This window comes from Intestinimonas sp. MSJ-38, assembly GCF_018917925.1.
In the GTDB taxonomy this organism is placed as follows: Bacteria; Bacillota; Clostridia; order Oscillospirales; family Butyricicoccaceae; genus Pseudobutyricicoccus.
The window spans coordinates 36,746-60,791 of the sequence record NZ_JAHLPO010000007.1 but is presented as its reverse complement, the minus strand read 5'-3'; the positions used below and the strand labels follow the sequence as shown (position 1 = coordinate 60,791).

Sequence of the window (24,046 nt, the reverse complement as noted above, 5' to 3'; positions counted from 1 at the left end):
GATGGAAAAAGTCATTGTGGTGGCCGGGCCCACCGCTGCGGGAAAAACCGCCCTGGCCATTGAACTGGCCCAGGCTTTGGGGGGAGAGATCGTCTCCGCCGATTCCATGCAGATCTATCGCCGGCTGGACATCGGCACCGCCAAACCCACATGGGAGGAACAGCAGCAGGCCCGGCACCATATGATCGATGTGATATGGCCGGGGGAAGAGTACTCGGTGTCCCTCTATGCCAAACAGGCCGCCCAGTGCGTGGAGGACATCCTGGAGCGGGGCAAGCGGGTCATTGTGTGTGGAGGTACCGGCCTTTACATCGAAGCCCTGCTGCGGGGGACCGACTTCGGCCCCGGCGGTCAGAACACCCTTTTGCGCCGCCAGCTCATGGAGCAGTGGGAAAAAGACCCCCAGGCCCTCTGGCAGGAGCTCATGCGGGCGGACCCGGAAAAGAGCCGGAAGCTGCACCCCCAGGACCAGAAGCGGGTGGTGCGGGCTTTGGAGGTGTTCCGCCAGACGGGAAAGCCCCTGTCCTGGTTTGAAGAGCAGAGCAGGCTGGCGGCCCCAAAATATGAGGCGCTATGGCTGGGGGTGCGGCCCAAAGAGCGGAGCACCCTGTATGAGCGCATCGACCACCGGGTGACCAAAATGCTGGAGGAAGGGCTTTTGCAGGAGACCCGACAGCTTTGGGAAGAGGGGCTTTTGCAGGGCACCGCCTTGCAGGCCATCGCCTATAAGGAGATGCTGGGCTTCCTCCGGGGGGAGTGCTCCCTGGAAGAAAGCGCCGATCTGCTGCGGCGCAAGAGCCGCAACTACGCCAAGCGCCAGCTGACTTACTTCAGCCATGTGGAAGGCCTGCGGTGGCTGGAATACGAAAAACCGGAGGAATTTCCCGCTTTGGTACAAATTGCGACAGACCTCGCGCTCTCCTGGCTGTAAGATGAAATGGCCCCGAAAAAGGGGGAACTTTTTATCTTATGGACGGAGGAAACAGAAAATGCAGGAAAACAGAAGCGCTTTGCAGGATCAGTTTTTGAATGCGCTGCGGGTGCAGCGGGTGCCGGTGACCCTCTTTCTGGTCAACGGCTTTCAGCAGCGGGGCGTGGTCAGCTCTTTTGACGGCTTCACGCTGCTGCTTCTCAGCGAGGGAAAACAATATCTCATCTATAAACACGCCATTTCCACCATTGTGCCCCAAACCAAGGTGGAACCGTGGGGAAGCCAGGAAAGCTGACGGCCTTCCCCCCTTGCGGCGTCCGATATTCCGGGCAGGAGGCCCTTTGACAGCATATGAGCCGAAAAACCTTTTTCAAATCCCTGGGAGCCGTGCTGCTGCCTTTGCTGGTGGTGGTCTATATGGGCTATCAGGTGATGGAGAACCTCACCGAAAAAATCGTCACCGCTGATGCGCTGGAGGTCACCGCTCAGGACAAGATCTCCGCCACCGGCATCTTTGTCCGCCGGGAGACGCCCCTTTACCCCCAGCAGGGGGGCACGGTGGCCTTCCTGGCCGATGAGGGGGAAAAGGTGGCCAAGGGCCAGGCCGTGGCCCAGTTCTTCACCGATGAAAACCGGCTGGCCCTCTATCGCCAGTCCCAGTCTCTGGGGGAGGAGATCGAAAGCGTGAAATACGCCTTCACCCATATGACCGACGGTTCCGATGGGGTCAAGCTGGACTCCCTGATCAAAATGAATATGCTTCAGCTGGGTGCCAAGCTGGATCAGGGACTGGTGAGCCAGGCGGAGGAATATTCCTCCAAGCTGGACGCCATGATCGTCCAGCGGGGCGTGGCCCAGAAGGGGGGCACCGATTATGCCGCCATTCTCCAGGAGCTGGAGATCCAGAAGGCCCAGATCGACGCCTCCCTCCAGGGCGGCGCGGCGGTGACCGCTCCGGCCGCCGGGTATTTTGTGGGCCGTACCGACGGCTGTGAGGAATCCCTCACCCCCGAAAGCCTGAAAACCCTGTCCGCCGACGCCATCACCCAGGTGGTGGCGCGCAAGGAGGCCGGCAGCGAGGCCATCGGCAAGGTGGTGGACGGTTACAGCTGGTACTTTGCCGCCCAGGTGACGGCGGATGAGGCCAAACGGCTGAAAGAAGTGAGCAGAGTCACCCTCCGTTTCCCCCAGCTTCTGGCGGAGGACATTTCCTGCTCGGTGTACGATGTGCACCAAGATCAAAGCGGGGAGTGGGTGGCGGTGTTCGAAAGCGGGTACATGAACGCGGCTTTGCTCATGGCCCGGGATCAGCCGGCGGACATCATCCTGCGCCGCTGCACCGGGCTGAAGGTGCCCAAGGAGGCCCTGCGGCAGAATGAGGACGGAGAATGGGGCGCCTACTGTCTGGAGGGGGCCCAGGTGGTGTTCAAGAAGATCACCATCCTCTTCCAAACCGACAGCTTCTATGTGGCCAAAGACACCGGCAAAAACGGGGAGCTGACCCGATACGATAAAATGGTGGTCAAAGCCAAGGACATCGAGAATCGAAAGGTGGTAAGCTAGCATGGAAGAAATGCGCAGGAAGATGGAAGAGCGGGTGCATCTGATCCGCCAGCAGATGGAAGAGGCTGCACGGAAAGCCGGGAGAGCGCCGGAGGAGATCACCCTTCTGGCGGCCAGCAAAACCCAGAGTGCAGAGATCGTGGCGCTGTCGGCCGCCTTGCCCATCGATCTCTTTGGAGAAAACCGGGTGCAGGAGCTGGTGGACAAATTCGACGCCGGGGCCTATGGCGGCAAGCAGGTGGACATGATCGGCCATTTGCAGAAAAACAAGGTGAAGTACACCGTGGGAAGAGCACGGCTCATCCATTCGGTGGATTCTTTGGAGCTGGGGCAGGTCATCTCCAAGGAGGCCGGGAAGAAGGGCCTGTGCCAGGATATTCTGCTGGAAGTGAACATCGGCCGGGAGGAAAGCAAAAGCGGCGTTTTCCCCGAAGAGCTGCCCCGGCTTCTGGAAAATATCTGTCAGCTTCCCCATATCCGGGTGCGGGGACTGATGGCAATTCCACCCATTTCTGCCAAAGAAGGGCAGAACCGCCCCTATTTTTCCGCTTTGCGCCAACTTTTCGTTGACATAAAGTCCAAAAGATACGATAATGTCCATATGGATTGCCTGTCCATGGGTATGACCCACGATTATGTTGACGCAATCCTGGAGGGCGCGACCCTGGTGCGTATCGGCACCGGAATCTACGGCCCCCGGATCTATAAGGAGGAAACGCCATGAGTTTTATCGATGACCTGAAGCATTGGGCCAGAGGGGATGAGGACGAGGACGAAGAAGAGCGGGAGGAAGAAGAGTTCGCCGCTCCCGCCCCCGCACCGTCCCGCCCCGAGCCCGACAACGACCGGGCCGAACGGGCCGCCCGCCGGAATAACAAGGTCGTCAATATCAATACCACCACCCAGCTTTCGGTGGTGCTGGTCAAGCCGGAAAAATTCGAGAATGCCGCCGAGATCGCCGACAACCTTCGTCAGCGGCGCACGGTGGTGCTCAATCTGGAGGACACCGCCAAGGAGCCGGCCCGCCGGCTGGTGGACTTCCTCAGCGGCGTCACCTACGCCCTGGATGGCAAGATCAAGAAGGTGGCCGCCAGCACCTATATCATCACCCCCTATAATGTGGACATTCTGGGGGATCTGATCGACGAGCTGGAAAACAACGGCCTTTATATCTGATGGGAGGCGCTTTTTGACCTATATCTATTATATCTTTCGCTCCGTGGCCGTGAGTCTGATCTCCGTGCTGGAGCTGATGATGCTGGTGCGGGCTGTGATGAGCTGGTTCCCCCAGACCCAGGGCGGACGGCTGCACCAGGCCCTGGTGTTCTTCACCGAGCCCATCATCATGCCCTTCCGGGCCCTGCTCAGCCGCATCCCTGCGCTGCGGGGCTTCCCCCTGGACATCAGCTTTCTTCTGGCCTATATGGTTCTGATCATGCTGGAAAATATGCTGTGATCAGGGGAAAACAGTACATTCACCCCAAGAGGGCCCAGGGCCTTCTTGGGGCCGCGGTGTTTGGGCCTTTCCCCGGCGCCGTCCGGAATGCCATACAGAGAAAAAAGGTGGGTGTAAACCGATATGATCTCCCCTCAGGAGCTGCATAATAAAAAATTCGAAAAGGCCGTGTTCGGCGGTTACGATATGGCGGGCATCGATGAGTTTCTGGATGTGCTCATCCCCGATTATACCGCCCTTTATAAGGAAAACATGAACCTGAAAAACAAAATGAAGGTGCTGGTGGACAAGATCGAGGAATACCGCAGCGTGGACGAGGAAATGCGCAAGGCCCTCTATTCTGCCCAGGTCACTGCCCGGGAGCTGATCCAGAAGACCCAGGCCGAAAGCCAGCAGGTGCTGGACAATGCCCGCCGGGAGGCCGAAAACATCCTGGAAGCCGCCCATGCAGAGGCCGAAGGCCGGGTGGCCGGAATGCAGCAGACCATCCATGAGGAAGAGGAGCGGCTGCGTCAGGCCCGGGAGGTCTCGGCCGCCTATTCCCAGACGGTGATCGAGCTTTTGCAAAAGAGCATCACCGCCATCCAGATGATCGCCGATTCCGCCCCCGAAGCAGGCAGCGTGGTGCCTCCTGCGGCCCCTGCCGTCGCCGTGCCCACGGTGCCTTCGGCCCCCGCCGCTGCGGCGGAAGAAGGGGAGAAGCCGGAAAAGCAGGATGCGGTGGACCCCATGCTGGAAACCCGGGTCTTTGAGCGGGTCCAGGCGGCCCAGCAGGCCGCCGAGGAAGCCCTCCAGGCCTCCCTGGGCCAGCAGGACGCCCCCGCTCCCACAGAACCAAAGCAGGAGGCCGCCTCTTTGGAGGACACCGCCCGCTTCAAGTTTGAAAACCTGAAATTCGGCAAGGATTATCAGCCCGATGAGGATCTGAAGGGCTGAGCCATCGCCCCGGCAAAACAAAATTAAAAAAATATATAGAGAGGTACTGTACCAATGGCCGATTACAACGAAACGCTGAACCTGCCCCAAACGGAATTTCCCATGCGGGCCGGTCTGCCCAAGCGGGAGCCCGGCATGCTGGAAAACTGGGACAAGATGGATCTTTATAGCGAGATGCTGAAAAAAAACGAGGGTAAGCCCCGCTTTGCTCTCCACGACGGCCCTCCGTTTTCTAACGGCGGACTGCACATGGGCCACGCCCTGAACAAATCCATCAAGGACTTTATCACAAGACTCTATGCTATGCGGGGCTATTACACCCCCTATGTGCCCGGCTGGGACAACCACGGTATGCCCATTGAGTCGGCCATCATCAAGCAGAACAAGCTGAACCGGAAGGAAATGAGCATCCCCCAGTTCCGCTCGGCCTGCCAGGAATTTGCCCAGCACTACATCGATGTGCAGATGAAGGGCTTCCAGCGCATGGGCGTGCTGGGAGACTGGGCCCATCCCTATAAGACCATGGCCCCGGAATTCGAAGCGGAAGAAGTGAAGATCTTCGGCAAGATGTACGAAAAGGGCTATATCTATAAGGGCCTCAAGCCGGTGTACTGGTGCCCTCACGACGAGACCGCCCTGGCCGAAGCCGAAATCGAATACCAGGACGATCCCTGTACCACGGTGTATGTGAAGTTCCCCATGGAGGACGATCTGGGCAAGCTGAGCCACATCGACAAAGACAAGCTCTATTTCGTCATCTGGACCACCACCATCTGGACCCTGCCGGGCAACCTGGCCATCGCCATGCATCCCCGGGAGAGCTATGTGCTGGTGAAGGCTCCCAACGGGGAGATCTATGTGATGGCCGAGGCCCTGGTCGAAAAGGTGATGGGCCTGGGCGGCTTTGATTCCTATGAGATCATCGAGCGCCACGAAGGTGCCTTCTTTGAGAATATGCTGGCCAAGCATCCCTTCCTGCCCAAGACTTCCCGGCTGCTGCTGGCCGATTATGTCACCATGGATTCCGGTACCGGCTGCGTGCACACCGCCCCCGGCTTCGGCGCCGATGACTACCAGACTTGCCGCCGCTATGGCATGGAGATGGTGGTGCCGGTGGACGACCAGGGCCGCCACACCGATTACGCCGGAAAATATGCCGGCATGAAGACCGAAGAATCGAATCCCGTCATCCTGGCCGATATGAAGGAGAGCGGCATGCTCTTCGCCCAGGAGGACATCGTTCACTCCTACCCCCACTGCTGGCGGTGCAAAAACCCCATCATCTTTAGAGCCACTCCTCAGTGGTTCTGCTCGGTGGAGGCCTTCAAGGACGAGGCCGTGGCCGCCTGCGACAATGTGCGCTGGATCCCCGGCTGGGGCAAGGAGCGCATGATCTCCATGATCCGTGAGCGGGCCGACTGGTGCATCTCCCGTCAGCGCCGCTGGGGCCTGCCCATTCCGGTGTTCTATTGCAAGGAATGCGGAAAGCCCATCTGTACCCCTGAAACCACAGAGGCCGTCAGCGCTCTGTTCGAAAAGAAAGGCTCCAACGCCTGGTATGAGATGGAAGCCTGTGACATCCTGCCGGAGGGCTTTGTCTGCCCCCACTGCGGGGGGAGCCACGGCTTTGAGAAGGAAATGGACACCCTGGACGGCTGGTTCGATTCCGGCTCCACCCACTATGCGTCCATGAAGCGGGACCAGGGCTTCTGGCCTGCGGATATGTACCTGGAGGGTCTGGATCAGTACCGCGGTTGGTTCCAGTCCAGCTTGCTCACCGCTGTGGGCGCGCTGGGTGAGGGCGCTCCCTTCAAGGAGTGCGTCACCCACGGCTGGACCGTGGACGGGGAAGGCAAGGCCATGCACAAATCCCTGGGCAACGGCGTGGACCCGGCGGAGATCTTCCAGAAATACGGCGCCGATCTGCTGCGTCTGTGGGCCGGCAGTGCCGATTACCATGTGGATGTGCGCTGCTCGGACAACATCTTCAAGCAGCTGAGCCAGAACTATCTGAAGTTCCGCAACACCGCCCGGTATTGCCTGGGAAATCTGGCGGGCTTTGATCCCAATCACCTGGCAGCTCCCCAGGAGATGCTGCCCCTGGACAAGTGGGCCATCACCCGTCTGAACCAGCTGATGGAGCGGTGCAAGGCGGCCTATGACGAATATGAGTTCCATGTGGTGTCCCACGCCATCAACGATTTCTGCGTGGTGGATCTGTCCAGCTTCTATCTGGACATCATCAAGGACCGGCTGTACTGCGAAGAGAAGGACGGCCTGCCTCGCCGTTCGGCTCAGACGGCCCTGTATCTGATTCTGGACACCATCACAAAGCTCTTTGCGCCCATCCTGTGCTTCACCTGCGACGAGATCTGGCAGGCCATGCCTCACAAAAGTGAGGACGATCAGCGAAATGTGGTGCTCAATGTGATGAACGAGCCCTTCATGCAGTACGCTCTGCCGGAAGAGGAGATGGCAAAGTGGGACGCCCTGGAGACCCTGCGGGACGGCGTCAACGCCGCTCTGGAAAGCGCTCGGGCCCAGAAGAAGATCGGCAAGAGCCTGGAAGCCAAGGTCACTCTGGTGACAAAGACACCGGTGCAGGATACTGCTCTGGAAGAAGTGCGTCAGGCCTTCGAAAATCAGTGGGCCGATCTGTTCATCGTCTCCCAGGTGGAGGTGAAGGAGGACGCCGGGCTGTATGACACCGCCGCCGAAACAACGGTGGAGGGCGTTCGGGTGCTGGTGGAAGAGGCCGCCGGTCAGAAGTGCGAGCGCTGCTGGAAGCACGATGGCGCCGTAGGCCAGGATGCAGCCCATCCCACTCTGTGCCCCCGCTGCGCTCAGGTGGTCAGCAAAATGGGTCTTTGATCCGGTTTTCAAAGCCTGGATTATAGCAAAAACAAGGGCGGCGGCCCCATGGGCTGCCGCCCTGCGCGTATCGAAAAAGTGGCAAAAGCCACTTTTTCGAATTTTTGCAAGTGTCCGGTGTCCGGACGGCCAAACTGCGCTGCCGCGCCCGGCGGAGTGCCTCCGCCACGGCCATATGCCGCAGCGCCGGGCCATGCGGTGAAAGAAAAGGCTGTTGCAGCACCGCAGTCCGTGCCCCGCAACATGGGAGTGCAGGCACTGGGCCGCCGCATAGTACGGGAGCGGAGGCTCTCCGCTCAATGAAGAAACCGCAACAACCTACGCCGTGGGGCATGAGAGAAGGCTGTTACAGCACTGCAGTCCGTGCCCCGCAACATGGGAGTGCAGGCACTGCACCACTGGGCCACTGGGCAGGAGGGACAAGGAATGATGCTGGAAGAACTGCGGGAGCAGGTAGTGTTTTACGGAAACGAGATGCTGCGCCAGGGGTTGACCCTGCACACCGGGGGGAATGTGAGCGCCCGGGCGGGGGAATATATGGTCATCAAGCCCAGCAGCGTGCCCTATGCCCTCATCCGACCCCAGGATGTGACGGTGATGGATCTCCGGGGGAATGTGCTGGAAGGGCTGCCCCCATCCAGCGAGTGGCGGCTTCATGCTGCGCTGTACCGGGCCTTTCCCTGGATCGGAGCGGTGGTGCACACCCACAGTCTGTATGCCTGCATGATGGCGGCCAGGGGGGCAGAAGTGCCCCTTTTGCACCAGGAATTGGGCCGCTACTGCGCCCGGCCGGTGCAGTGCGCACCCTTTGCCACGGCGGGAACGCCGGAGGTGGGGGAGGGGGCCGTGGCCGCCATGGGTCAATGCAACCAGGTGGCGCTGCTGAAAAACCACGGCCTTGTGGCCATGGGCAAGGATCTGTGGCAGGCCATGGATGCGGCCTGTGCCGCCGAGCTCTCCTGTGCCATGCACTTTGCTCTTCACCTGGGCCGGAAGCGGAGTGCCTCCGCTGGTGGCGAGCCGCCACGGGCAAGTCGGCCTGCCGCCAGGCCAAGAAAAGGAAAACGCAGGATGCACGGCAGGCCGGCGGAGTGCCGCCACGGGCGTATGTCGCAACGCCGGGCCATGCGGTGAAAGAGAAGGCTGTTACAGCACCGCAGTTCGTGCTCCACAACATGGGAGTGCAGGCACTGCACTGCTGCTCAGCCGGGTGGAGTGTAAAAGACGAAAAAGCTGAGCAATGCGGCATAAGAAAAGGCTGTTACAGCATGGAACTTCGAGCCGCATAGTATGGGAGTGCAGCCACTGCACGGAGGAATGTATGATTTTATATGGTATTTTGGCAGCGGCCATTGTGGCCGGAGATCAGCTGGTGAAATGGTGGGCCGTCAAAGCCCTGGGGCCGGGGGGCTCCTGGGATGTGCTGCCCGGCATCTTCAGCCTGACCTATGCGGAAAACCAGGGCGCAGCCTTCAGCATCCTGGAGGGCAAACGGCTGTTTTTCGTGGGCATGACCGTGGTGATGATCCTGCTCATGCTCCTTTTGCTGAAAAAAGGCTGCATCGTGGGCCTTTGGGGCAAGATCGCCGCGGCCTTCGTCATCGGCGGCGCCCTGGGCAACGGCATCGACCGGGTGCTGCGGGGCTATGTGGTGGATATGTTCGAGGTGCGCTTCATCCGCTTCGCCATCTTCAATGTGGCCGATATCTTCATCACCGTGGGCGGCGTGATGCTGGTGATCTATTTCCTCTTCCTGGAGGGCAAAACCCTGGGAGGGAAGGAATGATGGACGGGCGCATCACCCTCACCGTGCCGGAAACGATGGCTGGGAGCCGGTGCGATGTGTTCCTGGCCGCCATGGTGCCGGAGCTGTCCCGCTCGGCCGCCCAGCACCTTCTGGAAGAGGGCATGGTGACCAAAGGGGACAAACCCCTGGGCAAAAAGGACAAAATGGCGGCAGGGGACATCCTCCAGGTGACCCTGCCCCAGCCCAAACCGGCTCAGGCCCAGCCCGAGGACATCCCCCTCTTCATCGTCTATGAAGATGAAGATGTGGTGGTCATCAACAAGAAAAAGGGCATGGTGGTCCATCCGGCGGCGGGAAACGAAGAGGGCACCCTGGTCAACGCCCTGCTCCACCACTGCGGCGGCAGTCTGTCGGGCATCGGCGGGGAATTGCGCCCCGGCATCGTCCACCGCATCGACAAGGACACCAGCGGCCTTTTGATCGTGGCCAAAAACGACAGCGCCCATCGGAATCTGTCGGAGCAGCTTTCCGACCACTCCCTCCACCGGGAATATGAGGCGGTGGTGCTGGGGCGGCTGCGGGAAGAAGAGGGCACCATCGACAAACCCCTGGGCCGCAGCCCCAAGGACCGGAAAAAGATGGCGGTGGTACCAGATGGCAAGCGGGCCGTGACCCATTACCGGGTGCTGGGGCGGTACCAGGGCTATACCCATGTGCTCTGCCGTCTGGAAACCGGCCGCACCCATCAGATCCGGGTGCATATGGCATCCCTGGGCCATCCCATCGCCGGAGACCCGGTGTATGGCAGCCGGGGGGACAAGTCGGGCCTGCAGGGCCAGTGCCTCCACGCCCGGCGGCTGATCTTCCGTCATCCCCGCACCGGGGAGGAAATGCGCCTGGAGTGTCCGCTGCCCCAGGATTTCGCCGCTTTTCTGGCAAAACTGCGGAAAGAAAGCGAAGAATAGAAAAAATCCCAGAAAGGGGAAGGGAACATGGGACGATTTGATGGGGTGATGATCAGCTCCCAGTATATGCCCAAGGAGAGCGATGAAGGGAAGATGGGACGATTTGACGGGGTGATGATCCTCACCGATATGGACGGGACCCTCCTCAATTCCCAGCGTCAGCTGAGCCGGGGAAACCAGGAGGCCGCCCGGTATTTTATGGAGCAGGGGGGCCTTTTCTCCGTGGCTACCGGAAGAGCCAAGCGGGCCATGGAATATTTTATGCCGGAGCTTGCGATCAACGCCCCGGCGGTGCTGTTCAATGGCTCGGTGGTCTATGATTTTGAAAAAAACGCCCCGGTGTGGGAAAAGCCCCTGGAAGAAAAAACGGCCTGGGACTTTGCACGGGACATGATGGAGCGCTTTCCCTTCCTGGGCTTTGAGGTCTTTCTGGCCGACGGGGAGTTTGTGGCCAGGAGCAATCCCATCACCGAAAAGCACTTCGTTTCCATCCGCCTGCCCCTGGTGGAGCGGCCTTTGGAAAAGATCCCCCAGCCCTGGGTCAAGTTCAACCTCACCGGCGAGCCGGAGAAAATGGGACCGGTGGCCGAATACGCCCAGAAAAAGTATGGGGAAGAGTATTTCATGCAGTTTTCCTCCCCCTATTTTTATGAGGTGATGGCCAAGGGGGCCAACAAGGGTACCGGCGCCCAGACGGTGTGCCGCATCAAGGGCATCGACAAGGGCCATCTGTACACCCTGGGGGACAACCTGAACGACAAGGAACTGATGGAATGTGCCGCCTTGTCCTTTGCCCCGGAAAACGCCGCCCCGGCCATCCAGGAGATCGCCGGGCGCATCCTGCCCCACTGCGATAACGACACCCTGGCCGCCGCCGTACAGGTGCTGGAAGGGATTTATCCCGGTAATCTGTAAAATCTTTCATTTTTTGAAAGGAAAAATTCACCCTTTGTTCGTTTGTTTTCCCTGGTGAAAAGTGGTAAAATGAACAAAGGAAAACACCCACAAAGAAAGTCAGGTGCGCCTATGAAAAACAAGCGTTTTATTGTCTTTTTGTCAGCGTTATCCCTGGCGGCTTCCCTCTCTCTGCCCGCCGCAGGGGCCGACGCTCCCTCCGACTGGGCCAAAACCGAAGTGGAAAGCGCCATCTCCCAGGGGCTTGTGCCCCGCGATCTGCAAAGCAGCTACCAGACCCCCATCACCCGCCAGGAGTTCTGCCGCCTGGCCGTGACCATGGTGGAAGTGGTGGAGGAAAAGCCCGTCAGTCAGGTGATCGCCGACCGGAAGCTGCAAACCAAGGAAAATGCCTTTTCCGATACCCAGGACGACTACGCGGAAAATGCCTGTGCCCTGGGCGTCGTCAACGGTTATGAGGACGGCACCTTCCGTCCCCAGGGCAGCATCACCCGCCAGGAGGCGGCCAAGATGCTCTATGAGACCGCAAAGGTGCTGGAATACACCGGCTCCGGCGGTTCCCTCACCTTCTCCGACCGGGACGGCATCGCCTCTTACGCGGTGACGGCGGTGAAGTTCGCCTCTTCCACCGGCGTGATGAAGGGCGTGGAGGGCGGCCGGTTCGATCCTGCGGGGCTCTACACCCGCCAGCAGGCCTACATCACCATGGACCGGCTTCTGTCGGTGCTGGAAGGGGAGAGCGCAGGGGGCGAAATGACCGCCAACCAGATCTTCAACCAGTGCTCCCCGGCGGTGTGCTATGTGGAGGTCTATGACGCGGCAGGCCAGGCCACCGGTACCGGCAGTGCCTTCGCGGTGGAGGAAAACGGCAAACTGGTCACCAATTACCATGTGATCCGGGATGCGTACTCCGCCCGGGTGAAGTTCCCCAACGGCAAGACCTATTCGGTGGAAAATGTGCTGGCCTATGATGTGAAGCGGGATGTGGCTGTGCTGAGCATCAGCGCCCAGGGCCTGCCCACCCTGCCTCTGGGCGATTCCAGCACCCTGGTCAGCGGCCAGACGGTGTACACCATCGGCAGCCCCCAGGGCCTGGACAACACCATCGCCAATGGCATCGTCTCGGCCACAAACCGGGTGGTGGACGGCCGGGAGTACATCCAGATCACGGCGCCCATCTCTCCGGGCAGCAGCGGCGGGGCCTTGCTGGACGGCAGAGGCCGGTGCGTGGGCATCACCACCGGCACCCTCAGCGGTCAGAATCTGAACTTCGCCGTGCCCATCAACGATGTGAAGGAATATCTGGACAAGAATGATCCCATCACCCTGGAAAAGCTGGCCGGCGCCACCAGCCGGGTCACCAATATGCAGGTGACGCTGATGGGGAAGAAGGCCACCTACACCGGTGAGGTGCTGGGCGGAGCCACCCCTCACGGCGAAGGCCGGGCGGAATGGGCCGACGGCAGCTATTACGAAGGCACCTTCCAGCGGGGGATGCCCTGGGGCAAGGGTACCTATTATAAAAGCAAGGACCAGAGCCTGTATACCGGCGATTTCTATGCCGGATTTGCCCAGGGGGACGGCGTGCTGAAATACCACAACGGCGACCAATACGAAGGGCAGTTTGCCGGCGGCCAGATGCACGGCAAGGGCATCTACACCTTCAAAAGCGGTGACCAGTATGTGGGCGAGCTGGCCTATGGCAGCTTCGAGGGAGAAGGCGTCTACACCTATGTCACCGGCGAGAAATATGTGGGCGAGTTCCGCAACAGCAAGTTTGACGGCTACGGCCGCTATTACGGCACCACCGGCAAGCTGGAGCGGGAAGGCTATTGGTACCAGGGCTCCTTCAAAGGGGAGATCAAGCCCGTTTAGCCTTTTCCCCAGGGCCGGGGCCATTGCTCCTGCGTGATGCGGAAGAGGGTGTGCTCTGTGTCCTGGAGCTTTTCCACATAGTGTACTGTTTTCCAGGGGGTCATTCCTACTCGCCGGGCCACATTCTGGGAAGGCAGGTTGTCGTGCTTGATGATGCTGTACAGCGCCGGGGCCGCAAGAACATCGAAGCCATAGTCCCGGCAGGCCCGGGCCGCTTCGGCGGCATAGCCCTGGCGCCAGCGGCGGCGCTCAAACAGATAGCCGATCTCCAGAAAGGACAGCTCGTCCAGGGTCTGGGGGACCAGGCCGCATTGGCCGATGACTTCCCCGGTTTCCAAAAGCTCCGCCGCCCATAGCCCCACCCCGAAGCGGGCATAGCGGCGGATGTTTTTTTCGATAATGGTTTATCCCAGTAAGAAGGGAATAGCCTGCTTTTTATTATGGACAATAGGAGAAATTTTGTCAAAGGGAAGACGGAGACGATATGAATATTGATTTTGGCGCGAAATTCAAGAAATGCCGCAAGGACAAAGGATTGAGCATTGCCATGCTGGCCGAGAAGGCCGGGGTCAGCCCCGGCATGATCAGCCAGATCGAGCGGAATACCACAGTGCCTTCCATTTATGTGTTCTGGAAGCTGTGCAATGCTTTGGGGGAGAGCGTGGCCTCCTTCTTTGAGGAGGATAAGCAGAAGAACAAGGTGACATTGGTGCGGGCCGGGGAGCATCGGACAGTGTCCGGCGCGGGGAACGAGTACGCCCTGCTCACCCCCGATCCCGACCGGCGGATCGAAATGTACAAGGTGGTGTTCCGCCGTCAGCCCGACCAGAAGCCGGTGCTGGCCTCCCACGAGGGCGCCGAGTGCGGGTATATCATCTCCGGCACTCTGCGGGTGATCACCGAGGAGGAGGAGTATGTGCTCCATCCCGGTGACAGTATTTATTTTGAAAGTACCATTCTTCACTATCTCCAGAATGCCGGGGATGAGGAAGAGTGCGTGGCCGTCTGGGGCGAAGTTCCCTTTACCTGGTAATCCCGTGTCGGGATGGCCAAAACTCTCCCAGGCTGTATGCGCTGTTTGCTCCTGTGCTCCGGGTGTGATAAACCATCACCCGGGAGGAGCTGCTTTGCAATCCCGGGCGGAGTGCCACAGAAAAGGTTGGTTGTGTCCACCCGGGCCAAAAGGCACTCTTATGCAAAGGGGTGTTTCTGGGGCACTTGGCACCGGCGGGGACTCCGCCTGGGGCGCGAAAAAGGTCGGGGAAAAACCTAGTTTTTCCCCGAGGGCCAGCGGCGGCGTCAGCTTCCGATATGATCGTTATTTCGGCCTTGCGCCGAAATAACACGCCGCCAATGGCCCAGGAGGGGCCCAGCGGCGAAAGCCGCTGGGAAGAAACCTGGGGCAACACCCGCCGCAGCGGGTGTTCTGGCCCCTGTGAGGTGATTTTTTGAATTTAGAGCATTATAACTCCTATTTGGAGGTGGACTTGGGCAAGATACGCCGGAATGTGGAACGCATCCAGCGTCACATCGGCCCGGGGCGTGGCATGATCCCGGTGGTCAAGGGCAACGCCTATGGTTTGGGCACCGTGGAAGTGGCCAGGCTGATGCACGATATGGGGATGCCCCTTCTGGCCAATGCCCATATTGCCGAATCCATCCAGATCCGTGAGGCCGGAATCCCGGTGGATCTGATGATCCTGGGGGCCTTGCCTCCCCATGCCGTCCCCTATGCCGCCCAATACGGCCTCCAGATGACGGTGTTCAATAAAGAAGGGGTGGACCTGTTCAGCCGGGCCTGCCGGGATGCCGGCCATACCGGCCAGGTACATATCAAGATCGAAACCGGCCTGGGACGCATCGGCGTCAAACCCGGCGCCGATCTGGAACGACTGCTGGATCATATCGCTCAGGCGGGGAACCTGGAAGCGGTGGGCGTCTTTACCCACTATGCCACCGCCGGAGAGCGGGAGAGCCAATACGCCAAGGAGCAGTTTGCCCTCTTCCAGAAGGGCCTCCAGCAGGTGCAGGCCCGGGGCATTCAGCCCCAGTACATCCACACCGCCAACACCGGCGCCGCCATCTGGTTTGAAGAGAGCTACTGCACCCATGTGCGCTGCGGCAGCCTGTACATGGGTTACAGCAACATCCAGAACCACGAAAATCCCCTGGGGGTGGAGGAACCGGCCACCTGGCGGGCCTTCATCACCAACATCAAGGATCTGGAGCCGGGGGAGAGCGTGGGCTATAGCCGCCACTTTATCGCCGACAAGAAAACCACCGTGGCCACGGTGGATGTGGGGTACAGCGCCGGTCTCAACCGCAATCTGGCCATGACCTATGGCCCGGTGCTGGTGCATGGGCACAGGACCCGGTACCTGGGCGTGTGCATGGATCAGTGCTTCGTGGACATTACCGGCATTCCCTGCCGGCTCTATGACGAAGTCACCCTGCTGGGCTGGGACGAGGGAGAGCTGCTTTCGCTGTTCCAGCTGGCCGACCATGTGGAGCAGAATGTACACAGTCTGCTGGCTTCCATCGACCCCAATATTGTGCTGCGGGTCTACCGCAGATAAGGAAGGACAGCCTCCGGCCGGTGGGTCGGGGGCGGTTTTTTTGAAAAGAAGGAGGGCATTGCCATGAAAAATACCACCCTTTGCTATGTGGAACAGGACGGAAAATACCTGATGCTGCTGCGCAACAAAAAGAAGCAGGACGAGAATGCCGGGAAGTGGATCGGGGTAGGGGGGAAGTTCGAGGAAGGGGAAAGCCCCCAGGACTGCCTGCTGCGGGAGGTGCAGGAGGAGACCGGCCTGCGCCTGACCCAGTACCGCTTCCGGGGCATTGTGACCTTTGTCTCGGATCAGTACGAAACCGAGTATATGCATCTGTTCACGGCCCATGGCTTTGAGGGGGAGCGAATTCCCTGCGATGAAGGGGAACTGCGGTGGGTGGAAAAGGACGAGGTGCTCTCCCTGCCCCTGTGGGAAGGGGACAGGGAGTTTCTCCGGCTGCTCCGGGAGGATGCGCCCTTCTTTTCCCTCAAGCTGGTCTACCAGGGGGACAAGCTGGTGAGCAGCAAATTGGAGTGACGGTGGCCATCCTCTCCCCAGCGTGACGCCGGTCCCGTGTCGGGACAGCCATACTGCGCTCCCGCGGTGGCGAGCCGCCACGGCCAAGCGGTGCTGCCGCACCCAGTAATCGAACCAAACCGAACACAAAAGGCCTTCCTTTGGGAAGGCCTTTTCAGACTGTCGAAAAACCTATATAACGAAAAGGGTCGTCCGCCCTCCCCCTATCAATCCGCAAAAAGCCGCGACCTGTGCGTGGCTTTTTGCACTTCTCAAGGGCTGGGCGCCCCGCTGGTCCGGTGTCCGGACGGCCATACTCTCTTTGGTCCGGTGTCCGGACGGCCATACTCTCTTTGCCTGGGTGGACACAACCGGCCTTCGTTCTGTTGCCCGGCGCGGGAGCGCAATATGGCCGCCCAGGCACTGGGCCCGGACGGCCATACTTTCTTTGCTTTTCTGCGTACAACCGGCCCGGCGCGGGAGCGCAGTATGGGAGCGGCGGCTCGCCGCCAGCGCGGGAGCGCAGTTTGGGTCCAGCGTCACGCTGGGGCACCCAGCAAAGTGGAACAACAGCGGGGTTACCCCGCCTGGGGAACGACAAATTCCTGGATTCCCATATAACCGGGGGCAATGGCGTATTTGGGGAATACGATCACCACCTGGCCTTGCTCATTGAGATAGAAGGACTGGTCCGGCTCAATGGTCTGGAAGGCGTAATCATCGTCAAATTCGTCCTCATCGTCCCGGGAATAATACATGGCATCCGGGTCTTCGGCCATCTTCTTGGCCATGCCTTCCTTCACCGCCTGGTTGCACAGGTCGATGTAATCCGGCCCCAAAAGCCCTTCCAGGGTGAGATCTTCCCCGGTCTTCAGATCAATATTATAGAAATACTGCTGGGTGTAGGCGTTGGCCCCGGTAATGGTGGAGTTGAGCACAAAGGACACCACATCCGGCGTAGTGTAGTGGATCTCATAGTCGATCTCCACCTTCATCTTCCAGAAATCCGGGTCTCCCGGCTGCTTGGTGGCGTTGTAGGCCTCCAGATATTCCTCCGCCATGCGGGTGGCCTCCGCTTCCAGCTCGTCGATCCTGTCGGCAATGCGCTGGTTGATCTCCTTGTCCAGCTGGCTCTCGCCGGTGCCGCGGATGGCAGGCACCCGCACCTGGATATCGGTGGCTTCGTTCACCTCGTGGCTTTCCCGGAAGGTGAAGAACTGGGCCACATCCCCCAGAAGGGTCACTTCATACAAACTGGCCGCCCAGGCCGGAGACAGATTCACCGACAGGGCAAACAGCGCAGCACAGGCGGCGCAGGCCGTCATCGTCCGGGCAACAAAACGAATGGGCCGCCGTTTGGGCCGCAGGGCCTTTTGCACCCGCTCTTCCAGCTCCGGCGGCACAGGGATGCTCTCATGGAGTTTTCGCAGTTCATGGGGTGTCATTTGGGTTCTCCTCCAGATGCAGGCGCAGGCGGCCTAGGGCCGCCTTGAGCCGGGATTTCACTGTGTTGATGTTGGTATCGGTGACCTGAGCGATCTCAGAAAACTTCATATCGGAAAAAAAGCGCAGCATGACCACCGTTTTCAGCTGGGGTTCCAGCCGGTCGATGGCGTCGTGAAGATCCATGGTCTGGGCCGTGTCCGGGGGCAGAAGGGCGGGCAGTTCCTCCAGGGCCTGCTGCAAAGGCAAAAGCACCCGTTTGTTTTTCCGCAGATAGGTCAGGCTCTCATTGACCAGGATCCGATAAAACCAGGTCTTCATATATTCCGGCTGGCGCAGGGAGGGCAAGGCTCGTAAGGCCTTTTCCAAGGCCTCCTGCACCACATCCATCGCTCCGTCCTGGTCATGGGTATAGCGAAAGGCCAGACGGTAAAACTCCTGTTGACGCTGGGTGACAAATTGGATGAATTCGTCCCGCAGCTCTTGATCCTTCTTTCTCATGGTGTGCCCTCGCCGGGTGGAAGGGGGGCTAGCCCATGGCTTCTTCCATGATCTCCAGGGCTTTGTCGCTGTCCGAAGAAACGCACAGCGCTACCGTCTGCCCCTTGGCATACAGGGCGGCGTCTTCGATCTTGGGCACTTCGGTGGGGACATAGTTCTGAAAGTCCTCTTTCAGCCGGGGCAGATGGTTTTCCTTCAGAACGGCTTTGATCTCCTGGGCCCCTTTTTCATCGCTGGCTTTCAGCACCACCACTTCCTCTGCGGTGGCCCCGGTGCCCAGATAGATGGCGCAGTCCGATACCTTGTCCTCATAGCTCTCCAGGCCCAGCACCGTGAGAGCGGCGTCCTTGTCGGTCTCCTCCAGCTTATCCTGGAAGGTGGTGTCCGACAGAAGCTGGCTGGCAAGCTTCCCGGGATCGGGGTTCTTGGCTTCTGCTTCTTTCTTCTGGCAGCCCCCCAGGTACAGGGCGGGCACCAGGCAAAGGGCGAAGATCGCCCGGGATCTTATCTTGAACATAGATTTAATTACCTCCCCAGATATGCGTGTTCACATAGGAAAACCAAACGCCATAGGCTTCTTTGGTGATATGGATGCCGTCGGAAGAATACTCCGCAGGCAGAGCGCCGCTTTCATCGCAAAGGGCGCTGTGAGCGTCCAGGAACAAGGCCTGTTTTTCGGCACACATCTGCCGGATCAGCTCGTTGAAATGCTGGAGCTTGGGATTGTTGAAGGTGGAATCCTTCTGGGAGCGCTCGGCGGTCACCGGCAGAATGCTCTGCACATAGATGGTGGCCGAGGGCTGTAAGGCCCAGATCCGGTCGATGAGATTGCTGTACCGGGTGACAAACTGCTCTTCGCTGCTAAAGCCCAGTTCATTCATGCCGAACATCAGATAGATCCGGTCAAACTGCCGGGTCTGCAGGGCCTGCTCCACGGTGATGCGGCCCGAGCCGGAAGTTACCACCGGTTCTGTGAGGGCGTCGGTCACCGTCAGGCCGTTTTTGGCGTAGACCGTGGCCCCGGGAATGATGCCGTAGCGGGCGATGCCATCGGTGATGGAGTTGCCAATGAACAGGCTGTTCTGGAAGGCCCCTTCGGCTCCAGGGGCGCTTTCGGGCAACGGCTGGGAATAATCATAGGCGGCCGCCTGGGGCGGGGGAGAGGAGTTTTCCTCTTTGGGCGTTTCCTCCAGGGAGGTGTTGTCTTGTTCCCCTTCTTCCGGGGAGGTTTCTTTGGTGTTTTCTTCGCCGTCCGGGGACATATCCTCCGGTTCGGTGGTGGTGTCCGGAGCATCGGGCACCGAGTGGACGGGCAGGCGGACGATGGCGGAAACAAGGCTCACGCCGCCCAGGCCCACCAGCAGCGTCACCGCTGCCAGAAAAGCCCGGCGCCGACGGCGGCGGCGAGCGCGTAGTGTTTTTTTCATAGCGTTTATCTCCAAAACCGTTGTGGCTGTGTCTTTCTGATTGATTAGACGGGGCCAGGGGGAAAAAAAGTTTATCCCCGGCCAAAAAAAGTGGGAAATTTTTTTACAGGGCCAGCAGCGCCCGGTCGGCGCCTTCCTCCCGGAGAGGACAGAGGCGGCCATGGGTGGAAAGCTGGCGGAAGCATTGGCCGCAGCCAATGCAGGGGGAGCGGTGAGAGGGGGAGTGCTGCACATTCTGCAAAAATTCCGGCTCACACACAAAGGGACGGCAGAAGGACACCAGGGGGAAGCCTGCATCCAGGCAGGCCTGGGCGTCATTGCCCGAGCGGATGCCGCCCACCAGGATCAGGGGCAGGCCGGCTTTTTGCAGCGAGCGGGCCTGCTTCAGATAATAAGGTTCGGCGGAAGGGGGGAAGGCGCGGAAATCGCAGCCGCTGATTTCGGCGGCCGCAACGCCCAGTTCTTTGCACTCTTCCAGCAGAAGCAGAAGCTCTTGCTCATATTCTTTTTCCAGTTCCGGCTGGGGCAGATTGCAGTTGACCTTGATGAAAAGGGGGAAGTCATTGCCGCAGGCCTCACGCAGGGCGCGCAGCACTTCCAGAGGGAAGCGGATGCGGTTTTCATTGCTGCTGCCGTATTCATCTTTCCGGCTGTTCATCAGCGGGGAGAGGAACTGGGAGAGCAGATAGCCATGGGCCAGATGGAGCTGCACGCCATCCATCCCCGCTTCCTTGGTGATCAGGGCGCTGCGGACAAAAGCCTGTTTCAGATTTTCCAGCTCCTGGGCAGAAAAGTCCGAGGGGGCTTTGCCGCCGGGGGCCTTGGCTCCGGCGTGGCTGATCTGCATGGCCATGCAGGAACCTTCTGCATGGACGCTCTGGGCGATTTTCTGGAGCATGGGCAGGTTTTTCTCGCTGTCCAGGCCGTTTTGCAGGGGAGAGGCCTTGCCCTCCGGGGATACATAACAATGGGCGCTGAAAATAAGCCCCACATTCTGCCGGGCCAAAAGGGTATAAAGAGCCAATTCCTGCCGGGTCATCTGGCCCTGGGCGGTACCCAGATCGTCCTGGGTGGCCGAGCGGACGGCTCTGCTTTTCAGAGAAAGTCCCCCCAGATGCAAGGGGGTGAAGAGCGATGTCACAAAAATCCTCCTAATCGGTGTTTTTTCCCTGGATGAATATGCTATAATATCAACATAGCAAAAATCAGCAAAGCTGATTTTACGCCGCATTGGCGGCGTGCAAGTCTGTATGGACTTGCAGCTATGGTATAATGTTGCCAAACCCGCCGGAATACATCAGGCGGGCCGGCAGAAAAATCCACATTTTACGACCATTTTATACAGTATATCACACCCCAAAGCAAGGGGGAAGGGGCCCCCGGGCCAAAAACAAGAAAAATTTTTTTGACCCATGGAAAAAAAGGAGAAGAAACTACCAGGAGAGGAAAAGAATATGGAAAATTATAAAATATTGGAACACCGGTTTCCCTCGGCAGGAGGGCGGCAGCAGGTTTATGGCGTGGCCTATGTGCCCGACCGGCCCCGGGGGATGGTGCAGATCGCCCACGGCATGGCCGAGCACATGGGCCGCTATCGGGAGTTTATGGATCTCCTGGCGAAAAATGGGTACATCGCCTTTGGCTGCGACCACATGGGCCACGGGAAAACCGCCCGCACCAAAGAAGAACTGGGGTATTTTGCCCCGAAAAAGGGGTTTGACCTGCTGGTGACCGACCTGCATCTGATGACTATTTATATGCAGGGCAAGTACCCGGGCATGCCCGCCTTCTTTCTGGGTCACAGCATGGGTTCCTTTGCCCTGCGGCTTTATCTGACCCGGTACGGGAAGGAGCTGCAAGGGGCCATTCTCAGCGGCACCGGCGGCAAGCAGGCCGGGGCGGGACTGATGGGGGCGCTGTGCCGGAAGGGGGGAGGAAGCCCCAACCGGCTGGTGGAACGGCTGGCCTTTGGCAATTTCAACCGGGGGATCGAAAACCCCCGCACTCCCTTTGACTGGCTGAGCCGGGACGAAGAGCGGGTGGCCGATTACATCACCGACCCTCTCTGCGGCTTCACCTTTACCACCAAGGGGTTCGGGGATCTGTTTTCCGCCATCGCACGGGCGAACCGCTGGGAAACCTTCCGGCAGACCCCCGATCTGCCCTTGCTGCTCATCAGCGGGGACAAGGACCCGGTGGGGGCTTACGGAAAGGGTGTGCGCCAGGTGGAGGAAAACTACCGCCGGGCCGGGCTGCATCATGTGGAGTGCAAGCTCTATCCCGGCGCTCGCCACGAGGTACTGAATGAAACCAACCGGGAGCAGGTCTATCAGGATGTGCTCCGATTTTTGCCGGCGTGAGTCCCGTGCCAGCGTGAGTCCCGCGTCGGGACGGCCAAAACTCTCCCAGGCTGTATGTTTTGTTGGCATTTCTGCTCCGGCGCTGGCGAGCCAACGCCGGGAAAAGCTGCCCTGCAATCCTGGCGGCGAAGCGTCACGCTGCCAATCCTTCAGTCGGCGTTCGCCGACAGCTCCCTTTGCACAAGGGAGCCATCTTTGCCTGAGCAAACACAACCGCCATGGCTATTCTGTGGCATTTGGCCCCGGTGGGGACTCCGCCTGGGGGGCGAAAAAGGTCGGGGAAGCGGCGAGCCGCCGCTCCCATACTGCGCTCCCGAGCTGGGCAAGCGGGGTGGCCCCGCTGCCAAAACTCTCTTTGCCTGAGCAAGTACAACCGCCATGGCTATTCTGTGGCACTTGGCCCCGGTGGGGACTCCGCCTGGGGGCGAAAAGGCCGGGGAAGCGGCGAGCCGCCGCTGGCAAAATTTTCTTTGCCTGGCTGCAAATAACCTGCCCGGCACGGGACCAAAAAACCCCCTGGAGGTTTCCTCCAGGGGGTTTTTGTGCAGAATGCTCGCCGCAGCGAACATTCTGGCTCACTTAGTCAGAAGTATAGGGCAGCAGAGCCAGGTGACGGGCACGCTTGATGGCTTCGGTCAGCTGACGCTGATGCATAGCACAGGTGCCGGTCATGCGGCGGGGCAGGATCTTTGCCCGATCGCTGATATACTTGCGCAGTTTGGCAGTGTCCTTGTAGTCGATATGCTCTACTTTGTCCACGCAGAACTGGCAAACTTTTCTGCGGCGGCGCTCTCTCATGGGCCGCTCGCTTCTGGTTTCATTGGTCATTTGGGATGTCCTCCTTTTCAAAGATTGGGTCAGAAGGGAAGTTCGCTGTCATCCGGGCCCAGCTCCGCAAAGTCGCCGCTTGCAGGGGGCAGATCAAAGGGAACAGGGGCGTCGCTCCCCGAACGGGGGGCGCTGTCCTTCTTGGATTCAGCGAAGAAAGCTTCGTCCGCTACTACTTCCACCGATTTGCGTTTGCTGCCCTGCTTATCCTCCCAGGTACGGGTCTGGATCCGGCCGGAAACGGCCACCAGCATCCCTTTGTGGAACCATTTGGACACAAACTCCGCTGTGTTCCGCCAGGCCACGATATCCAGGAAATCGGTCTGCTTATCCTGACCGAATGTGCGGTCCACCGCAAGGGTGAAGGATGTGACCGGGATATTGTTCTGGGTGTGACGCAGTTCCGGATCGGCAGTGAGCCGACCCATCAGGATCGCTTTGTTCAGCATGATAACAACGCTCCTTTCGCCCGGGTTAGTTCTGGGCGACGATCAGCGAACGCATGATGCCGTCGGTGATGTTGTAGATACGGTCCAGCTCGTGGGGGAATTCGGGCTTGCTCTCAAACTCGATGAGAACATAGTAGCCTTCGTTCATGTCGTTGATGGGATAGGCCAGACGGCGCTTGCCCCACTCGTTGACATTGGTCACAGTGCCGTTATTTTCGATGAGAGTCTTGAACTTCTCGACCATAGCGGCAATGTTCTCTTCGCCCAGGTTGACATCCACGATGAATACGGTCTCGTACTTGCCTGTGATCTTCGGCATAATAAATCGCACCTCCTTTTGGACTTGTGGCCCGCAGCACTCCCTGCGGACAAGGATAACACTAGAATATTATCCTCTGCGCCCTCAAAAGTCAAGCACATTTTTCCTTTCCGGCCTTTTGCACAACACATCCCTCAAAAATCACCTTCGGTTTATGAAAAAACACCCTTTACTTTCCCGGCTTTCCCGGCGTATACTGGGTGACAAGTTCACAGCAGCGCAAAGACAGCGAAGAGAAGAGTAACCGCTTTGAGACCTTTTGACAGAGAGCCCGGGCAGCTGAAAACGGGCAAAGGGAGCAGGCGGCGAAGATGGTCTCGGAGTCGCGCCCCGAGGGGAAATGCTCCCTTAGGCGGCGACGGGTTTGCCCGTTACAGCAATAGGGTATC

At 59.4% G+C, this 24,046-nt stretch carries 26 protein-coding genes; 17 read left to right on the top strand and 9 right to left on the bottom strand.

The genetic code is table 11. The features are described 5' to 3' along the window. The first annotated feature begins 1 nt into the window (after position 1). From miaA to KQI26_RS06130, 13 genes are all read left to right on the top strand, one after another. Entirely contained in the window at positions 2 to 931 is a 930-nt protein-coding gene (gene miaA, locus KQI26_RS06190; protein WP_216503728.1) for a tRNA (adenosine(37)-N6)-dimethylallyltransferase MiaA, read from the top strand. A gap of 58 nt (positions 932 to 989) precedes the next feature. Further along, positions 990 to 1,226 carry an RNA chaperone Hfq gene (gene hfq / locus KQI26_RS06185; protein ID WP_118747412.1) on the top strand — a complete coding sequence of 79 codons (237 nt, stop codon included), beginning with the start codon at positions 990 to 992 and terminating at the stop codon, positions 1,224 to 1,226. A 56-nt stretch (positions 1,227 to 1,282) separates the two neighbouring features. After that, positions 1,283 to 2,494, top strand: a complete 1,212-nt coding sequence (locus KQI26_RS06180; RefSeq protein ID WP_216503727.1) for an HlyD family efflux transporter periplasmic adaptor subunit — start codon at positions 1,283 to 1,285, stop codon at positions 2,492 to 2,494. A gap of 1 nt (position 2,495) precedes the next feature. Further along, a complete protein-coding gene (locus KQI26_RS06175) occupies positions 2,496 to 3,218 on the top strand; it encodes a YggS family pyridoxal phosphate-dependent enzyme (RefSeq protein WP_216503726.1) in 723 nt (240 codons plus the stop codon). After that, positions 3,215 to 3,670, top strand: a complete 456-nt coding sequence (locus KQI26_RS06170) for a cell division protein SepF (RefSeq protein WP_216503725.1) — start codon at positions 3,215 to 3,217, stop codon at positions 3,668 to 3,670. Before KQI26_RS06175 ends, KQI26_RS06170 begins: the two co-directional genes overlap by 4 nt. A gap of 13 nt (positions 3,671 to 3,683) precedes the next feature. Next, the gene (locus tag KQI26_RS06165; RefSeq protein ID WP_118747409.1) at positions 3,684 to 3,950 is read left to right on the top strand and encodes a YggT family protein; all 267 of its coding nucleotides are present in this window, start codon (positions 3,684 to 3,686) and stop codon (positions 3,948 to 3,950) included. 123 nt (positions 3,951 to 4,073) lie between these two features. After that, complete coding sequence (locus KQI26_RS06160) at positions 4,074 to 4,886, top strand: DivIVA domain-containing protein (RefSeq protein ID WP_216503724.1); 813 nt, start codon at positions 4,074 to 4,076, stop codon at positions 4,884 to 4,886. A gap of 54 nt (positions 4,887 to 4,940) precedes the next feature. After that, on the top strand, positions 4,941 to 7,757 hold the full coding sequence (ileS, locus tag KQI26_RS06155; protein WP_216503723.1) for an isoleucine--tRNA ligase: 2,817 nt from the start codon (positions 4,941 to 4,943) through the stop codon (positions 7,755 to 7,757). 426 nt (positions 7,758 to 8,183) lie between these two features. Beyond that, a complete protein-coding gene (locus tag KQI26_RS06150; RefSeq protein ID WP_216503722.1) occupies positions 8,184 to 8,891 on the top strand; it encodes a class II aldolase/adducin family protein in 708 nt (235 codons plus the stop codon). Between the two features lie 187 nt (positions 8,892 to 9,078). Next, on the top strand, positions 9,079 to 9,543 hold the full coding sequence (lspA, locus tag KQI26_RS06145) for a signal peptidase II (RefSeq protein ID WP_118747405.1): 465 nt from the start codon (positions 9,079 to 9,081) through the stop codon (positions 9,541 to 9,543). Then, entirely contained in the window at positions 9,543 to 10,469 is a 927-nt protein-coding gene (locus tag KQI26_RS06140; protein WP_216503779.1) for an RluA family pseudouridine synthase, read from the top strand. The genes lspA and KQI26_RS06140 overlap by 1 nt, the downstream gene beginning before the upstream one ends. 27 nt (positions 10,470 to 10,496) lie before the next feature. Beyond that, on the top strand, positions 10,497 to 11,384 hold the full coding sequence (locus KQI26_RS06135; RefSeq protein ID WP_216503721.1) for an HAD family hydrolase: 888 nt from the start codon (positions 10,497 to 10,499) through the stop codon (positions 11,382 to 11,384). 111 nt (positions 11,385 to 11,495) lie between these two features. Continuing rightward, on the top strand, positions 11,496 to 13,259 hold the full coding sequence (locus KQI26_RS06130; protein WP_216503720.1) for a trypsin-like peptidase domain-containing protein: 1,764 nt from the start codon (positions 11,496 to 11,498) through the stop codon (positions 13,257 to 13,259). On the opposite strand, the gene KQI26_RS06125 is transcribed toward KQI26_RS06130, so the two are convergent. Further along, on the bottom strand, positions 13,256 to 13,621 hold the full coding sequence (locus tag KQI26_RS06125) for a GNAT family N-acetyltransferase (RefSeq protein WP_371744095.1): 366 nt from the start codon (positions 13,619 to 13,621) through the stop codon (positions 13,256 to 13,258). The genes KQI26_RS06130 and KQI26_RS06125 overlap by 4 nt on opposite strands. A 122-nt stretch (positions 13,622 to 13,743) precedes the next feature. Between KQI26_RS06125 and KQI26_RS06120 the strand changes: the two genes are divergently transcribed. The 3 genes from KQI26_RS06120 (at position 13,744) to KQI26_RS06110 (ending at position 16,351) form a co-directional block, all read left to right on the top strand. Next, positions 13,744 to 14,292: a helix-turn-helix domain-containing protein gene (locus KQI26_RS06120; protein ID WP_118747401.1), complete on the top strand. Its 549-nt coding sequence runs from the start codon at positions 13,744 to 13,746 to the stop codon at positions 14,290 to 14,292. 415 nt (positions 14,293 to 14,707) lie between these two features. Beyond that, positions 14,708 to 15,835 (top strand): alanine racemase, encoded by a 1,128-nt coding sequence (gene alr / locus KQI26_RS06115; RefSeq protein ID WP_216503719.1) that lies wholly within the window; start codon positions 14,708 to 14,710, stop codon positions 15,833 to 15,835. 63 nt (positions 15,836 to 15,898) lie between these two features. Next, positions 15,899 to 16,351 (top strand): 8-oxo-dGTP diphosphatase, encoded by a 453-nt coding sequence (locus tag KQI26_RS06110; protein ID WP_216503718.1) that lies wholly within the window; start codon positions 15,899 to 15,901, stop codon positions 16,349 to 16,351. A 557-nt stretch (positions 16,352 to 16,908) separates the two neighbouring features. Here KQI26_RS06110 and KQI26_RS06105 read toward each other — a convergent pair. The 5 genes from KQI26_RS06105 to KQI26_RS06085 form a co-directional block, all read right to left on the bottom strand. Continuing rightward, positions 16,909 to 17,775 carry a DUF3298 and DUF4163 domain-containing protein gene (locus KQI26_RS06105; RefSeq protein ID WP_216503717.1) on the bottom strand — a complete coding sequence of 289 codons (867 nt, stop codon included), beginning with the start codon at positions 17,773 to 17,775 and terminating at the stop codon, positions 16,909 to 16,911. Then, positions 17,762 to 18,274, bottom strand: a complete 513-nt coding sequence (locus KQI26_RS06100; protein WP_216503716.1) for an RNA polymerase sigma factor — start codon at positions 18,272 to 18,274, stop codon at positions 17,762 to 17,764. Before KQI26_RS06100 ends, KQI26_RS06105 begins: the two co-directional genes overlap by 14 nt. 28 nt (positions 18,275 to 18,302) lie before the next feature. After that, complete coding sequence (locus tag KQI26_RS06095; RefSeq protein ID WP_216503715.1) at positions 18,303 to 18,791, bottom strand: DUF4358 domain-containing protein; 489 nt, start codon at positions 18,789 to 18,791, stop codon at positions 18,303 to 18,305. A gap of 4 nt (positions 18,792 to 18,795) precedes the next feature. Continuing rightward, positions 18,796 to 19,701 (bottom strand): GDSL-type esterase/lipase family protein, encoded by a 906-nt coding sequence (locus tag KQI26_RS06090; protein WP_216503714.1) that lies wholly within the window; start codon positions 19,699 to 19,701, stop codon positions 18,796 to 18,798. 103 nt (positions 19,702 to 19,804) lie between these two features. Continuing rightward, a complete protein-coding gene (locus KQI26_RS06085) occupies positions 19,805 to 20,842 on the bottom strand; it encodes an NADH:flavin oxidoreductase (RefSeq protein WP_216503713.1) in 1,038 nt (345 codons plus the stop codon). A gap of 313 nt (positions 20,843 to 21,155) precedes the next feature. Here KQI26_RS06085 and KQI26_RS06080 point away from each other — a divergent pair, with 313 nt between their 5' ends. Beyond that, positions 21,156 to 22,061, top strand: coding sequence for an alpha/beta fold hydrolase (locus tag KQI26_RS06080; RefSeq protein WP_216503712.1), 906 nt, complete (start codon positions 21,156 to 21,158; stop codon positions 22,059 to 22,061). A gap of 579 nt (positions 22,062 to 22,640) precedes the next feature. Here KQI26_RS06080 and rpsR read toward each other — a convergent pair. The 3 genes from rpsR to rpsF are packed head-to-tail and all read right to left on the bottom strand — an operon-like array spanning position 22,641 to position 23,657. Beyond that, positions 22,641 to 22,889 (bottom strand): 30S ribosomal protein S18, encoded by a 249-nt coding sequence (rpsR, locus tag KQI26_RS06075; RefSeq protein ID WP_216503711.1) that lies wholly within the window; start codon positions 22,887 to 22,889, stop codon positions 22,641 to 22,643. A 29-nt stretch (positions 22,890 to 22,918) separates the two neighbouring features. Next, positions 22,919 to 23,338, bottom strand: a complete 420-nt coding sequence (locus KQI26_RS06070) for a single-stranded DNA-binding protein (protein WP_216503710.1) — start codon at positions 23,336 to 23,338, stop codon at positions 22,919 to 22,921. A gap of 25 nt (positions 23,339 to 23,363) precedes the next feature. Then, positions 23,364 to 23,657 carry a 30S ribosomal protein S6 gene (rpsF, locus tag KQI26_RS06065; protein ID WP_204751998.1) on the bottom strand — a complete coding sequence of 98 codons (294 nt, stop codon included), beginning with the start codon at positions 23,655 to 23,657 and terminating at the stop codon, positions 23,364 to 23,366. Between the last annotated feature and the right edge of the window lie 389 nt (positions 23,658 to 24,046).